At 61.6% G+C, this 11,888-nt stretch carries 13 protein-coding genes; 7 read left to right on the top strand and 6 right to left on the bottom strand.

All coding sequences use genetic code 11. From position 1 onward, the window contains the following. Positions 1-4: 4 nt before the first annotated feature. From KVQ74_RS01830 to KVQ74_RS01810, 5 genes are all read left to right on the top strand, one after another. On the top strand, positions 5-1,399 hold the full coding sequence (locus tag KVQ74_RS01830) for a COG3014 family protein (RefSeq protein ID WP_217829296.1): 1,395 nt from the start codon (positions 5-7) through the stop codon (positions 1,397-1,399). A 206-nt stretch (positions 1,400-1,605) separates the two neighbouring features. Further along, positions 1,606-3,000 (top strand): COG3014 family protein, encoded by a 1,395-nt coding sequence (locus KVQ74_RS01825; protein ID WP_217829295.1) that lies wholly within the window; start codon positions 1,606-1,608, stop codon positions 2,998-3,000. Positions 3,001-3,015: 15 nt separating this feature from the next. Continuing rightward, positions 3,016-3,390: a YcfL family protein gene (locus KVQ74_RS01820; RefSeq protein WP_217829294.1), complete on the top strand. Its 375-nt coding sequence runs from the start codon at positions 3,016-3,018 to the stop codon at positions 3,388-3,390. A gap of 36 nt (positions 3,391-3,426) precedes the next feature. Next, the gene (lpoB, locus tag KVQ74_RS01815; RefSeq protein WP_217829293.1) at positions 3,427-4,014 is read left to right on the top strand and encodes a penicillin-binding protein activator LpoB; all 588 of its coding nucleotides are present in this window, start codon (positions 3,427-3,429) and stop codon (positions 4,012-4,014) included. Between the two features lie 3 nt (positions 4,015-4,017). Continuing rightward, positions 4,018-4,761 carry a penicillin-binding protein activator LpoB gene (locus KVQ74_RS01810; RefSeq protein WP_217829292.1) on the top strand — a complete coding sequence of 248 codons (744 nt, stop codon included), beginning with the start codon at positions 4,018-4,020 and terminating at the stop codon, positions 4,759-4,761. Between the two features lie 90 nt (positions 4,762-4,851). Here the strand turns inward: KVQ74_RS01810 and KVQ74_RS01805 are convergent, their stop codons facing one another. The 3 genes from KVQ74_RS01805 to abc-f form a co-directional block, all read right to left on the bottom strand. After that, positions 4,852-5,484, bottom strand: coding sequence for a LysE family transporter (locus KVQ74_RS01805; protein WP_217829291.1), 633 nt, complete (start codon positions 5,482-5,484; stop codon positions 4,852-4,854). A gap of 141 nt (positions 5,485-5,625) precedes the next feature. Next, positions 5,626-6,207 (bottom strand): mechanosensitive ion channel family protein, encoded by a 582-nt coding sequence (locus KVQ74_RS01800; protein ID WP_217829290.1) that lies wholly within the window; start codon positions 6,205-6,207, stop codon positions 5,626-5,628. After that, complete coding sequence (gene abc-f, locus KVQ74_RS01795) at positions 6,207-8,117, bottom strand: ribosomal protection-like ABC-F family protein (RefSeq protein WP_217829289.1); 1,911 nt, start codon at positions 8,115-8,117, stop codon at positions 6,207-6,209. Before abc-f ends, KVQ74_RS01800 begins: the two co-directional genes overlap by 1 nt. 50 nt (positions 8,118-8,167) lie before the next feature. Here abc-f and KVQ74_RS01790 point away from each other — a divergent pair, with 50 nt between their 5' ends. Next, the gene (locus tag KVQ74_RS01790) at positions 8,168-8,629 is read left to right on the top strand and encodes a TIGR02444 family protein (RefSeq protein ID WP_217829288.1); all 462 of its coding nucleotides are present in this window, start codon (positions 8,168-8,170) and stop codon (positions 8,627-8,629) included. Here the strand turns inward: KVQ74_RS01790 and KVQ74_RS01785 are convergent. Next, entirely contained in the window at positions 8,626-9,762 is a 1,137-nt protein-coding gene (locus KVQ74_RS01785; RefSeq protein WP_217829287.1) for an AlgP family protein, read from the bottom strand. The two genes, KVQ74_RS01790 and KVQ74_RS01785, sit on opposite strands and share 4 nt — an antisense overlap. Before the next feature lie 192 nt (positions 9,763-9,954). Here KVQ74_RS01785 and KVQ74_RS01780 point away from each other — a divergent pair, with 192 nt between their 5' ends. Further along, positions 9,955-10,620, top strand: coding sequence for an FKBP-type peptidyl-prolyl cis-trans isomerase (locus KVQ74_RS01780; RefSeq protein WP_217829286.1), 666 nt, complete (start codon positions 9,955-9,957; stop codon positions 10,618-10,620). A gap of 61 nt (positions 10,621-10,681) precedes the next feature. On the opposite strand, the gene rsd is transcribed toward KVQ74_RS01780, so the two are convergent. After that, positions 10,682-11,140, bottom strand: coding sequence for a sigma D regulator (rsd, locus tag KVQ74_RS01775; protein WP_217829633.1), 459 nt, complete (start codon positions 11,138-11,140; stop codon positions 10,682-10,684). 185 nt (positions 11,141-11,325) lie between these two features. Continuing rightward, positions 11,326-11,877 (bottom strand): disulfide bond formation protein B, encoded by a 552-nt coding sequence (locus KVQ74_RS01770; RefSeq protein ID WP_217829285.1) that lies wholly within the window; start codon positions 11,875-11,877, stop codon positions 11,326-11,328. Positions 11,878-11,888: the final 11 nt, after the last annotated feature.

Here is an 11,888-nt window from a genome sequence, read left to right as displayed (position 1 = left end):
CGTCATGCGCCACTGCCTGCTCTTCTCCCTGTTGCTCGGCACGATCCTGCAACTGAGTGGTTGCGCCGCCTACCGCAATTACGACCTGGAAATGCAGCAGACCAACGATCAGTTGATGACGGGCAACCTCGACAATGCGTTGTACCTGATCGAGCAGCACAATCCCTGGGAAAGCAAGGATCTGCTGTATTACTTCGAAAAAGGCGCCGTACTCAGCCTCGGCAATGCCCTGCCGGAGAGTCAGATGGCCTGGCGCAGCGCCGATCAGATGATTGTCCAGCGCGAAGAAGTGGTGCCCTCCGCACCGATGAAGTTGCTCAACCGCTTCAACCGGGAAATGGGCATCATGCTGGTCAACAACAAACTGCAGCGCTACGACGGCTACGACTACGAAAAGGTCATGCTGACCACACAGATGGCGCTCAACCAACTGGCAGTGAACGACTATGACGGCGCGCGGGCCGACATCAAGAAGACCCACGAGCGGGAAACGCTGATCGCCAGCCAGCGCGAGCGGCAGTACGAAGCAGTCGAAGAGCAGGCCAAGGCCCAAGGCAGCCGAATTCATTACAAGGATCTGCAAGGTTATCCGGTGACCACCCTGGACGCGCCCTCGGTGATTGAGCTGAAAAACGGCTATCAAAGTGCGTTCAGCCATTATCTGGCGGGGTTTTCCTATGAAGCGCTGGGCGAACGGGCGCTGGCCGCCGCAGGCTATCGACAGGCGATCGAACTGCGCCCCAACATGCCTTTTCTGGAACAACCGCTGCGTGAACTCGACAAACCGCCGGCCAAGGCTGACGAAAGCGATGTGCTGATTGTCGTGCAAAGCGGTCTGGCACCGGCGCGCGTTTCGGTCAAGGTGCCGATCCCGGTGCGACTCAATGATCAGTTGGTGATCGTTGCGCCGATTTCATTCCCGGTGCTGGTGCCCGACACCGTGACACCGCCGTTCGATCACCTCGTGCTGGACGGTCGCAAGCGCCCGTTGACCGCGATCAATAGCGTCGCCGACATGGCCATGCGCACCCTGCGCGACGATATGCCGGCGATCATTTCAGCTGCGATGTTCCGCGCCAACATGGCCGCCATCGGTCAGGCCGACGAAAACCAGCGCAATCCAGCCAAAGCCTCGCTGGTGGTCACCCGAGAAGATCCTTTCGAGGAAGCCGACACCCGCACATGGCGCACACTGCCCGACAGGACGCTGGTCGCGCGGCTGCGCCTGAAAAAGGGCCGGCACACCATCAGCGTACCCAACGCGGTGCGCACCGCAGCGATTACGGTGAACATTGACCATGATCATCAAGTGATCAACCTGAGGGCCTTTGCCGACCTGGCCTTCTACATTGGCAACGCCTATGTACCGCCCGCTGCGTCGGTATCCGCGTCGAAATAACTAATGGCACCTAACTAACCGGTGCAATTAAAAAGCTATTACATAGCCAGCACCGCCCGCTTATAATGCCGCGCCCTCGCTATCGCGAAGCGGCATTAAAGCTCCTCTGCTTATGAGGAATTGGCAGGAGGCCAAGCCACTGCCGATCGGTTCCAGCAGCCCGACCAGCACACGCGGCTGCATCACTCAGGGAAGAAGTACCCCCTATGGCATCCCGCGCTCCCACACTGATCGCGCTCAGCGCCGTCACTCTGCTGTCCGGTTGTTCGGCGTTTCGCAACTACGATTCCGAACTGGCCCAGACCAACCAGCAACTGGCCTCCGGCAACGTCGACGCCGCGCTGACCCTGCTGGAAAAGAACAACACCGGCCCGGACAAGGACCTGCTCTATTACTTCGAGAAAGGTGAGCTGCTGCGCGCCAAGGGCGATCTGTCAGGCAGCCAGAACGCCTGGGGCAGCGCCGACCAGGTGGTCGGTCAGTGGGAAGACGCGGTCAAGCTCGACAGCGCCAAGTACCTGGCCCAGTTCGGCAGTTTCCTGGTCAACGACAAGGTGCGTCGCTACGAAGGCTACGACTACGAAAAAGTCATGCTGACCACGCAGATGGCCCTCAACCTGCTGGCGGTCAACGACTTCGACGGCGCTCGCACCGCGATCAAGAAGACCCACGAGCGCGAAGCGGTGATCGCCGACCTGCGCGACAAGGAATACCTCAAGAGCGAAGAAGAAGCCGAGAAAGAAGGCATCAAGACCCAGTACAAGGACTTGCAGGGCTACCCGGTCGCCAGCCTTGATGCACCGGAAGTGGTCAGTCTGAAAAACAGCTACCAGAGTGCGTTCAGCCATTACCTGGCCGGTTTCGTCTATGAAGCCCTGGGCGAGAAAGACCTGGCCGCGCCGGGCTACCGCAAGGCTGCCGAACTGCGTCCGAACACCCCGCTGCTGGAGCAGGCGCTGGTCAACCTCGACAAGCCGGGCAAGAGCGACGACAGCGACATCCTGATCGTGGTGCAGAGCGGCCTGGCGCCGGCCCGCGACTCGATCCGCGTACCGCTGCCACTGCCGATTTCCAACAACGTGGTCATCACCCCGCTGTCGTTCCCGATCATCAAGCCGGACACCTCCACCGCACCGTTCGCGCAGATCGGTGTCGACGGCCAGCAAGTCGACCTGACTGCGCTCAACAGCACCACCGCCATGTCCCGCCGCGCCCTGCGCGATGACATGCCGGGGATCATCGTGCGCACCACCGTGCGCGCGATCACCAAAGGTGTGGCACAGAAGAAGATCAACGAAACCAACCCGCTGGCGGGCCTCGCGGTCGGTATTTCTTCAGCTGTGCTGGAAGGTGCCGATACCCGTACGTGGCGCACGCTGCCGGACAACACCCAAGTGGTGCGTCTGCGCTTGAAGAAAGGTGAACACCAGGTCAGTCTGCCGAGCGCCGTGGGCGGTTCGGTGGTCAAGGTCACCGTCGACCAGCGTTATCAAGTGATCAGCCTGCGCGCCGTGGGCAACCAGGTATACGCCGCTGGCGTCGCCGCCCACGTGATCCCGAGCGCCGGCCAGACCGCCGTGGCCAGCCTCAAACAACCTTAAGAACGGAGTCTTTGCATGCGCTTCAAACTCATCGCCGTCGCCGCCCTCGCCCTGTTGGCGAGCGGCTGCGCCACCCCGCCACCACCGGAGCCGGGCAGCGCCGCGAGCAAGGTCGTGGTCATGGGCCAGCAGAAACACATTGCTGTCGGCGCCATGCGCGTCGCCCGGGAAAACGGTTTCATGACCGTTAATGTGCAGTTGACCAACACCCTCAACAGCAACAAGACGTTCTACTACCGCTTCGCCTGGCTCGGCCCCGAGGGGTTCCCGGTCGCCGAAGAAGAAGTCTGGAAGAGCCAGATGATGTACGGCGCCCAGACCAGCTTCATCCAGGCCATCGCCCCGACGCCCAAGGCCGTGGATTTCCGCCTGGAACTCAAGACGCCTTAAGCCCGACACCCTATTCCTGTTTTAGAGAGCATTCCCATGTTTGCACGCTTTTCCTGCATCGCTGTCATCGCCCTGCTGGCCTCCGGTTGCGCCAACACTTCGCCGACCCTGGGCAGCAAGAACATCAGCTACGGCGACACCAAGGCCGTTGAAACCGTCACCAACGAATTCGGTTCCACCGACCTGCAAATGATCGCCGAGTCGATGACCCGTTCCCTGGCGCAGTCCGGCATCCTGCAAGGCCGTCCGGTGGTTCAGGTCTACGACGTGAAGAACAAGACCAGCGAATACATCGACACCCGCGAAATCACCACCAGCATCAAGACTCAGCTGATGAAGTCCGGCACCGCCCGCTTCGCCAGCGACAACAACGCGATGCAGAGCCAGGTTGACCAGCTCAAGCTGCAGAACCAGAGCGGCCTGTACAAGAAGAGCACCGTGGCCAAGACCGGCAACATGGTGGCTGCCAAGTACCGCATCGAAGGTTCGATCAGTTCGATCGTCAAGCGCAGCAGCGACTACAAGGACGTCTTCTACAAATTCAGCCTGCAATTGATCGACGTCGAAAGCGGTCTGGCCGAGTGGATGGACGAAAAAGAGATCCGCAAAACCACGGAGCGTTAATCGATGCGTGCATGGATTGGCATGATGGCCCTGGCTTGCGCGTTCGGCGCGCAGGCGGCCCCGAAAGTCGCGGTGACGGATCTGGCGTACCAGGAACGCGTGGAGCAATACATCCACATCGTTTCGGCGCAGAGCAATTACCGCGAGGGTTACTACAGCGCCAGCGGCTCTTCGAGCTACAACGAGCTGGAAGCGCGCACCAGTTACATCGAGCAGACCGAACTGCGCAAATTCACCGGCGACATCAAGGGTGAAATCCTCCGTACCGGCATGTTCCAGCTGGTGCAGGGCACGCCGTACACCGCCTCGTCCAAGGGTGACGTCTACGACGTGATCAAGCGGATCAAGGCCGGTAACTTCAAGGGCGCCGACTACGTGCTGTTCGGCACCGTGTCGGACATCGACTTCACCCAGGACATGAACGAGCTGGCCAATACCGACAGCTATTCGGCGGTGCTGGGCCTGACGTTGGTGGCGGACTTCAGCCTGATCAACACCAAGACCTTCGAAATCACCTCGGCCTTCACGGCGATGGGTGAAGCGCAGGACACCAAACTGGTGAATGGTCGCGACATCAAGATCTCGCTGAACCGCCCACGGGTGGTGCGTGACGTGTCGAAGGCGCTGGGCGAGGACGTGGCCGGGCAACTGAGCATGCAGCTCGGTGGCGGTGGTTACGAGCAGCCGCGCGAACCGCAGCAGCGCAACAATCTGCCGCGTGACACGGCGCCAGTGATTCTTAAATGATTGCTCGGTAATGCCGTGCGGGGCGCTCGGCGTCCCGGCCTGAAACGAAAAAGGCGACCTGAACAGGTCGCCTTTTTTGTGGCGGCGGGTTTAAACGGCCGCTTTGCGCAAGGTCGCCATGAACGCCGCCGCGCCGATGAACAGCCCGGCAAACGTGCGGTTCATGCGCTTCTGCTGAGTCGGTGTACGCAGCAGGCGCAAGACTTTCGAAGCCAGGCCGGTGTAGCCGGCCATGACGATCAGGTCGACCGCAATCATGGTCACGCCGATCACCACGTACTGGATCAACAGCGGCGCATGGGGATTGATGAACTGTGGCAGCACCGCCAGCATGAACACCAGAGCCTTGGGGTTGCTGATGTTCACCAGAAAGCCACGGAACACCAGGGCCAGCGGCTTGCCGATCGGCCTGACCGCCGCATCGTCACTCATGTCCATCGGCAATGCGCGCCATTGCTTGATCGCGAGGTAAACCAGGTAGGCGACACCGAACCATTTGATCGCGTGGAAGGCGGTGGCCGAGGCCGTGAGGATCGCGCCGACACCGGCACCCACGATAGCAATCTGCACAGCCAGACCGATCTGCAGGCCGAGGGCGTTCCAGTAGCCGCGCCAGAAACCGTATTGCAGGCCGCTGGACATCGACGCAATGGCGCCGGCACCCGGAGAAAGACTGATCACCCAGCAGGCGGCAAAAAACGCCAGCCATGTTTGAAGCTCCATCGCACACCTCGACTCGGACTCGTGACAATCCTCAAAGCTAATGCGGTTTTGGCTGGATGACTACCGATTTTTGCAGGATGTTGCAGGGACCCGTGGGAGCGGACGTGCCCGCAAAGGCCTACGCCCGGACACCGCAGGAGCCTACTTCTCGAAACCGCTCGACGGCAGCACATCGCTTCCGCGCCAGCGTCGCACCGAACGCTGGAAGAACAGGCTGTTCGGCACTTGCACCATGGCGCTGCCGGTGCCCAGTTCTTCGGCCTCGATCAGCGTGGTGTAGAGCAGATTGATCGCCACCACCCGGCCTTTGACGCCTGGCTTGTCGGTGGTATCCACCAACTCCACCACATCGCCCAGGCGAAACGGCCCGACGGTGAAGATCAGAATCGCGCAGAGCAGGTTCGACAGTACGCTCCACATGGCGAAAAACGCCACCGCCGCCACCGCGACGAACCCCGACAGCGCGGTCCACAGCACCGTGGCCGACACCCCGAGACGCTCGAGCACGAAGATCAGCGCGCTGCCCATGATCAGCCAACGCAGGATTCCGCGCAGCGGCATCAGCAGTTGCGGCGGAAACGGATAGCGTTCGCCCAGGCGGGTCAGGAACCGCGCAACGAAGCGCTGGGCGAAGTAACCGGCCAGCAGGATCAGCAGAATCTGCACGCCGAACCAGATCGGCTCGACCCACACCGCCGGCAACGGAAGCTTGAACGCTTCCATCACGACATCGCCTCCAGCTCCGCCTGCATGCTTTCCAGGGTTTCCAGAGCCTCCATCCACGCCTCTTCAAGCTCGGCTTCGCGGACTTTCAATTTGGCCTGCTCGGCCAGCAGGTCACGCAGTTCGTTCTTGCGCGCCGGCTCGTAGATGTCGCTATCGCCGAGGCTGGCGTCGACCTTGGCCAGTTTCTCGTGCAGCTTGCCCAACTCGGCTTCCAGCTTGTCGGCTTCGCGTTTGTGCGGCGCCAACTGCTGACGCAGCGCGGCGGCGGCCTGGCGCTGGGCCTTCTTGTCGGTTTTGTCCGGATTCACCGGGGTGCTGCTGACCGGCGCGTTGCGCTGGCGATAGTCGACCAGCCAGCGCGCGTAGTCTTCCAGATCGCCGTCGAACTCTTCGACCTTGCCGTTCGCGACCAGATAGAAGTTGTCGGTGGTGCTCTTGAGCAGGTGCCGGTCGTGGGAAACCACCAGTACCGCGCCACTGAATTCCTGCAACGCCATGGTCAGCGCCAGGCGCATTTCCAGGTCCAGGTGGTTGGTCGGTTCGTCGAGCAACAACAGGTTAGGGCGTTCCCAGGCGATCAGCGCCAGGGCCAGGCGGGCCTTTTCACCACCGGAGAAATTCAGCACCGGCTCGTCGATCCGCGCGCCCCGGAAGTCGAAACCGCCGAGGAAGTCACGCAGGGTCTGCTCACGCTCGGTCGGCGCCAGACGCTGCAAGTGCAGCAACGGGCTGGCCTTGGAGTCCAGCGAGTCGAGTTGATGCTGGGCGAAGTAACCGACCACGGTGTTCTCGCCACGGGTCATGCGCCCGGCCAGCGGTGAAAGCTCGCCGGCAAGGTTCTTGATCAGGGTCGACTTGCCCGCGCCGTTGGGGCCGAGCAGGCCGATCCGCGCACCCGGGGTCAGTTGCAGCTTGACCTTCTCCAGGATGGTTTTCTCGCCGTAGCCCAGACGTGCGTCGGACAGGTCGATCAGCGGGCTGGAAATCTTGGTCGACTCGCGGAACACGAAATCGAACGGCGAATCGACGTGGGCCGCCGACAGCTCTTCCATCCGTTCCAGGGCCTTGATCCGGCTCTGGGCCTGACGGGCCTTGGTGGCCTGGGCCTTGAACCGGGCAATGTAGCTTTCCATGTGCGCACGCTGCGCCTGCTGCTTCTCGTAGGCCTGTTGTTGCTGGGCCAGACGCTCGGCACGGGCACGTTCGAACGCGGTGTAGCCGCCCCGGTACAGGGTCAGTTTGCGCTGGTCGACGTGGGCCACGTGATCGACGACTTCATCGAGGAAGTCCCGGTCGTGGGAAATCAGCAGCAAGGTGCCCGGGTAACTTTTCAGCCACTCTTCGAGCCAGATGATGGCGTCGAGGTCCAGGTGGTTGGTCGGTTCGTCGAGCAGCAGCAGGTCTGACGGACACATCAAAGCCTGCGCAAGGTTCAGACGCATCCGCCAGCCACCGGAGAAATCTCCTACCTGACGATCCATCTGTTCATTGGTGAAACCGAGGCCGGCGAGCAATTTTCGCGCGCGCGCGTCGGCGGTGTAGCCGTCGGCGCTGTCGAGTTCGGCGTGCAAACGCGCCAGTGCGGTGCCGTCGTGGGCTTCTTCGGCGGCAGCAAGATCGCGCTGCACTTCACGCAGGCGCAGATCGCCGTCGAGCACATAGTCGACCGCCAGGCGCTCGAGGGTATCGACCTCCTGACGCATGTGGGCGATCCGCCAGTCGGCCGGCAACAGGCAGTCGCCCGAGTCCGGGTGCAACTCACCGCGCAGCAAGGCGAACAGGCTGGATTTGCCGGCGCCGTTGGCACCGATGAGGCCGGCTTTGTGGCCGGCGTGCAGGGTCAGCTCGGCGTCTTCTAGCAGACGTTGCGGGCCACGCTGTAAAGTCAGGTTCTGAAGTCGGATCATAATGGCGGCGGAGTCTACCAGCTTCGCTCACAACTGGCGCGAGTAGCACGATGTCCTCTGACCTGTGGAGCTTTGCCCTTGCCGTCTACGCCCGTCCGGGTGTGGAGGATGCTTGTCTGCACCTGCAATCGGCCGGGGCCAGCGTGTGCCTGATGCTCTGTGGTTTATGGCTGGAGCAGCGTGACGTGACCTGCGATGAGGCGCGCGTGCAACAGCTTCAGGAAGTGACCGCTCCCTGGGACAGGGAGGTGGTGCAACCGCTGCGTACGTTGCGCATGCAGTGGAAAACGACAGCCGAGGCTGACCCGGTGCTCAAGGGCATGCGCGATCAGATCAAGGGCCTGGAACTGGAGGCGGAGCGCGCTTTGCTGTCGCGACTGGAAGGCACGGCGCAGGGCTGGCCGCGCAACTCTAAGGAGTCAAGTGACTGGCTGGAAGCCTTGGCGGGCACTGCGGCCAACCTGAACCGCGACGCGCTGCGGGTGCTGCGCGTCGCGGCGACCGGCGCTTAGGAAGCGCTGGTCGGGTTGCTGGCGACGCTCGACGCAGGCGCGGCGGATGGCGCGGTGGTCGAGGTAGAGGCGGCTGGTGCGGATGCTGCGCTCGAAGCCGGGGTTGCCGGCGCGGCGGGTTTGGCAGCAGGAGCGGTAGCCGGTTTCGCAGCGGCTGGCTTGGCAGCAGCAGGTCTGGCGGTGGCTGGTTTTTTCGCGGCAGGTTTGGCTGCCGGTTTTGCAGCGGGCTTGGCGGCGGTGGTTGCAGGTTTCGCAGCGGCAGCTGGTTTCGCAGCCGGCTTGGCTGCAGGTTTTGCGGCCGCTTTTACAGCAGGTTTTGCCGCTGGTTTCGCAGCGGGTTTGGCTGCCACCGGTTTGGCGGCTGCCTTGGCTGCAGGTTTGGCAGCAGCCGTTCTAGCGGCTGGTTTTGCGGCAGGCTTGGCTGCCGGTTTTGCAGCAGGCTTCGCGGCAGCGGTTTTCGCCGGAGCGGCTTTTGCAGCGGCGGTTTTCGCTACGGGTTTTGCCGCTGGTTTTGCAGCAGCCGGTTTGGCGGCGGCAGGTTTGGCCGCAGGGGTTTTAGCAGCTGGTTTTGCAGCGCTCGCAGCAGCCGGTTTCGCCGCAGGTTTTGCAGCAGCTTTCACAGGAGCCTTGGCCGCAGCAGGCTTGGCAGCCGGTTTGGCCGCTGCTTTTGCAGCCGGTTTGGCGGCAGGTTTAGCAGCCGCTTTCTTCGCAGGAGCCGCTGCCGGTTTGGCGGCGCGGGCGGACAACGCCTTGCCCACGGCCTCTTGAACACGACCGACACCCTGGGCCAGTTTCAGGCTTTCCTGGGCATCGCGCTTGAGTTGCAGAATGTAGCTGCGGGTATCGGACTGACGATCCTTCAACGCGTCCAGCAAGTCTTCGAGTTCCTTCACGGCACCCTTGGCCTTGGTCTGCGCCTTGGCTTTGCCGGCCGCTGCTGCGTCTTGCAATTTGGTACGGGATTTGTGCAGTTTTTCTTGCGCCTTGCCGCGTTGCTTTTCCAGTTTGGCGAGCAGTTTTTCAGCATCAGCCAAGGCTTGGGAGCAAGCGTTTTCCAAATGTTCGAGCAAGCTGCCCGAGAGCTGTTGGAGTAAGTGCAACGGAGTATTTACAGGCTTCTTGGTGGCCGACATGGTTTACCTCCTGGCTGACGTGAGTGCGGCTCATACTAGACCTCTGCCGTAGCCGCCGCTAGGGCATCTTGACAGTATCGAAAGCCCCGCGTTGCAACGTTGCGAAAATCTTCTTCACATTGGCAAAAGCAGTTCACCGTTGCAGACGTTTGCGCTGGCATAATCTCGCCCATCTCAGGACGGAGAGTGCCCATGTCGCGCTACCTTTTTTTATCCCTCTGCATGGTTTTTTGCGCCGCCCAGGCTGACGAAAAAAACCCGCAGAACGAGGCTCATGATCTGGCCTACAGCCTAGGCGCGAGCCTCGGCGAACGGCTGCGCCAGGAGGTCCCGCAGTTGCAGATCCAGGCGCTGATCGAAGGCTTGCAGCAGGCTTATCAAGGCAAGCCGCTGGCACTGAGCGAGGCGCGGATCGAACAGATCCTGGCCGACCATGAATCGCAGACTGCCGAGCAGGCCGCGATGCCGTCGAGTGATGCGGCGATGGAAAACGAGCGACGTTTTCTGACGGCTGAAAAAGCCAGGCCGGGGGTCAAGGAACTCGCCGACGGCATCCTGCTGACCGAGCTGACACCGGGCAATGGCGCCAAGGCCGGGCCGGACGGAAAAGTGCAGGTGCTGTACATCGGTCGACTGCCGGATGGCACGGTGTTCGATCAGAACACTCAGCCACAATGGTTCAACCTCGACAGCGTGATCGCCGGATGGCGCACCGCGTTGCAGAACATGCCGGTGGGCGCGAAGTGGCGTCTGGTCATTCCATCGGATCAAGCCTATGGCGCCGATGGTGCCGGTGACCTGATCGCGCCGTTCACGCCACTGGTGTTTGAAGTGGAACTCAAGGGCGCCACCAGCTGATCGCCCAAACGAAAAACGGTGCGCCATGGCGCACCGTTTTCAGGTATTGCGGGAGTGGGTTTCAGGCCTGAGCCGGAGCCGCTTCCTTGTGTGCGGTGTGCAGCACTTCGATCAGGCAATCTTCCAGTTCGAAGCGTTCATGAAGCAGGCCACCGAGTTCCTTGAACTTCTCCGCGACGCATTTGCCTTCATCGCAAAGATCGTTGAAGGCGAGCAGTTTTTCGGTGATGACATCGATGCGCGGATAGATCGTCTCGGCGAGTTCCAGACCACGCTTGTCGTTGAACGCCTTGGCTTCGCCGGTCAGCTGTTCGTAGATCTCGAAATGGCCGGCGGACACATAGTCGACCAGGGTGCCGCAGAATTCCTGCAATGGTTTGCGGTTGGTGGCCAGGGCGGCGGGCTCTTCACCCAGATTGTCATAGGCGTCGATCAACTCCTTGCGCTCCTGCAACCAGCGGTCGATCAGCAGATGAACTCCACCCCAGCGTTCCTGAGCATTCTGACAACTTTCGAGCATGGCGATCTCTCTTCCCTTGTGGGTCATGCTGCTCCGTCCCCGCGCCCCCTTTTTGGCTTTTTATGGCTTGGGGCTGTCGAGCAGAACGTCATCGAGCAACATAAATCCAGCGACATGTGCGGGCCAGATTATGCCCGCACGCCTGTCGCTTCAAGGTACGCAGGAGAGAAAGTTCATACAAGTGTTTAATCCCCGATCAGCAGCCGGTGCGACGGTTCGCCGCTGAGCGGTCGCTGCAATGCACTCCAGATAACGCGCAGCAATTGGTAAACGGCAAGAATCGACATGGCGACGAAGAACAGCAGGCTCCACTCCGGAATGCTCAGGTCGAACAGCGTCCACGACAGCTCCGTGCAGTCGATGCGGTTGTCGAGCATCCGCATCAGCGCACAAATCCACGGCAGGCTGCTGAACAGCTCTTCAGTGTGCGGCACGCAATTCACCCATTGCCGCAGCGAGTCGCTCTGCAACAGCACCTGCCGCCAAGCGGCGGTCATGCCGCCAAGGCCGGCGAACAACGCCCACACCCAGTAAAGCGCCATGCCCACACGACGCGGCCCGTGCACGGCCGCCACCGCGCAGCCGACCGTGAGCAAGGCCAGGAACAGCCGTTGCACCAGACAGAGCGTGCACGGCGTCAGACCGACCGCATATTCGAAGTAATAGGAAGCTCCCAGAGCCAGGGCTCCCGCAGTGAAAGCCATGAAAAACAAGGAGCGTGAGCAGGCCAACGACATGGCTTATCCGT

Source organism: Pseudomonas botevensis (assembly GCF_019145475.1).
Taxonomy (GTDB): domain Bacteria; phylum Pseudomonadota; class Gammaproteobacteria; order Pseudomonadales; family Pseudomonadaceae; genus Aquipseudomonas; species Aquipseudomonas botevensis.
Note: the sequence above shows the minus strand (reverse complement) of the source record. Positions and strands in the feature narration are given on the sequence as shown.

What these genes read in the sequence shown, in the direction of transcription:
- KVQ74_RS01805 (WP_217829291.1), bottom strand. Translation starts at nt 5,484, where the DNA reads ATGGAGCTTCAAACATGGCTGGCGTTTTTTGCCGCCTGCTGGGTGATC.
- KVQ74_RS01770 (WP_217829285.1), bottom strand. Translation starts at nt 11,877, where the DNA reads ATGTCGTTGGCCTGCTCACGCTCCTTGTTTTTCATGGCTTTCACTGCG.
- KVQ74_RS01810 (WP_217829292.1), top strand. Translation starts at nt 4,018, where the DNA reads ATGCGTGCATGGATTGGCATGATGGCCCTGGCTTGCGCGTTCGGCGCG.
- KVQ74_RS01825 (WP_217829295.1), top strand. Translation starts at nt 1,606, where the DNA reads ATGGCATCCCGCGCTCCCACACTGATCGCGCTCAGCGCCGTCACTCTG.
- abc-f (WP_217829289.1), bottom strand. Translation starts at nt 8,117, where the DNA reads ATGATCCGACTTCAGAACCTGACTTTACAGCGTGGCCCGCAACGTCTG.
- lpoB (WP_217829293.1), top strand. Translation starts at nt 3,427, where the DNA reads ATGTTTGCACGCTTTTCCTGCATCGCTGTCATCGCCCTGCTGGCCTCC.
- KVQ74_RS01785 (WP_217829287.1), bottom strand. Translation starts at nt 9,762, where the DNA reads ATGTCGGCCACCAAGAAGCCTGTAAATACTCCGTTGCACTTACTCCAA.
- KVQ74_RS01830 (WP_217829296.1), top strand. Translation starts at nt 5, where the DNA reads ATGCGCCACTGCCTGCTCTTCTCCCTGTTGCTCGGCACGATCCTGCAA.
- KVQ74_RS01780 (WP_217829286.1), top strand. Translation starts at nt 9,955, where the DNA reads ATGTCGCGCTACCTTTTTTTATCCCTCTGCATGGTTTTTTGCGCCGCC.
- KVQ74_RS01790 (WP_217829288.1), top strand. Translation starts at nt 8,168, where the DNA reads ATGTCCTCTGACCTGTGGAGCTTTGCCCTTGCCGTCTACGCCCGTCCG.
- KVQ74_RS01820 (WP_217829294.1), top strand. Translation starts at nt 3,016, where the DNA reads ATGCGCTTCAAACTCATCGCCGTCGCCGCCCTCGCCCTGTTGGCGAGC.
- KVQ74_RS01800 (WP_217829290.1), bottom strand. Translation starts at nt 6,207, where the DNA reads ATGGAAGCGTTCAAGCTTCCGTTGCCGGCGGTGTGGGTCGAGCCGATC.
- rsd (WP_217829633.1), bottom strand. Translation starts at nt 11,140, where the DNA reads ATGCTCGAAAGTTGTCAGAATGCTCAGGAACGCTGGGGTGGAGTTCAT.